The following is a 1,464-nucleotide window of genomic DNA, read 5'->3' as shown; positions in this document are numbered from 1 at the left end:
CCGGGATGGTGATCGATGCGAGTGGGAGGTGAGCGTGTCGTAGTGTTCGACGCGTCGTCAACTCTCATATACGCGGGTTGGTTACCGCAGGACGGACTGTTTCGGCTGGAGTGGATCGCAAGTCTATAAGTCGAGCGTGATCCCAACGCGCAGTTGAGGATTGCTCATAGGCGGCTAGCGGGTCACTCCCAGACGCTCGGTCACATCCCACATCGTCGTCGATCGTTCATCCCGGACATCTATCCCGACGCAGATCGCTGGTTCGGCGCCGGAGCTTCTGTCATTCCTCGAGTGTGGCCAACGACCAGCACCAGCCGGCCAGCTCTCGTGCGATCCCGGCATTGGCGACCACCGCACGTTTACCGCGTTCGTCGAAATGTTCCCACCGTGCGTGCAGCCGCCGGTTCGCTCGATGCCCTCGCGCTTTGGCTTTGGGAGTCGAGGCCTTCCACCGTGCCACCAGTTCACGCCCCGGCCGATACGGCTTGCGATGATGCCAGGCAGCCTCGACCAGCAGTCGGCGCACGTGAGCATTGCCGGTTTTGCTGACACCGCCCTGCGACCGGGATTCACCGGAAGAATGCTCGGTCGGGATCAACCCGACGAACGCACCGATCGAGCGGCCGGTCAACCGGTCCCACTCGCCGATCTCGGTCGCCAAACCGAACGCTGTCAACGTCGCCACCCCACGAAGGCACCCCAGCCGGGTCACCACCGGAGTGAACGACGAATGCGCAGCCATGTCCGCGATGGCGGTATCGAGACGATTCCGGCGTTCGGTGGTGGCGATGACGGTCTCGTAGGCGGTGTCGTAGGTGATCTGCAGTGCACGTGAATCGAACCGCTGGCGGCGTAACCACAGATCGTGGGCTGCGGTCCAGGGTTTGCCGCCGCTGTAGATGATCCCTTGACGCAGCAGCACATGTGTCAGGCGATGCTGTGCGGACACCAGATCGCCGCGGCAGTCCTCCCTCGCTCGCACCAGATCACGAGCGGACTCCTGTTCGGTACTCGGAATCAGCGCCGGCACAATAGAACTCAAATGAAGCAACCGTGCCAGATGTCGGGCGTCACGGGCATCGGTCTTGATGCGGTCACCAGGGGACGTTGAATTCTCGATGGTGCCGCCACCACGCAATCGACACCGGCGGCCAACAGAAAACGGGCCAGACCGAAACCGGTCGGGCCCGCCTCGTAGACGACATGTACCGATCCTGGCAGCGCACGGATCCACTCCAGGATTTCTTTGTGATCAGGCGACATGCGACGCTCGAACAACTCGCCCGTCTCGCCATCCAAACCGCACGCCACCACCGATCGTGCGTGCACATCCAAACCGACACTCGTACGATGATTCTTCACTGGGGCCTCCCACATCTGTGGCTCTACCGGCCAGGACCCACTCCTGTCGGCAACCCACGCTTACATGCGGAGAGGCCCCAGCCAAGACCTCCATACCGTCTA

The 1,464-nt window shown here is 62.3% G+C and carries 1 pseudogene; it reads right to left on the bottom strand.

From position 1 onward, the window contains the following. Positions 1-280: 280 nt before the first annotated feature. Positions 281-1,377: pseudogene (locus tag CH305_RS28620) on the bottom strand (IS110 family transposase). Positions 1,378-1,464: the final 87 nt, after the last annotated feature.

This window comes from Rhodococcus sp. 15-649-2-2 (genome assembly GCF_002258645.1).
GTDB lineage: Bacteria > Actinomycetota > Actinomycetes > Mycobacteriales > Mycobacteriaceae > Rhodococcoides.
The sequence above is the reverse complement of the archived record's forward strand: the minus strand, read 5'-3'. Positions and strand labels throughout refer to the sequence as shown.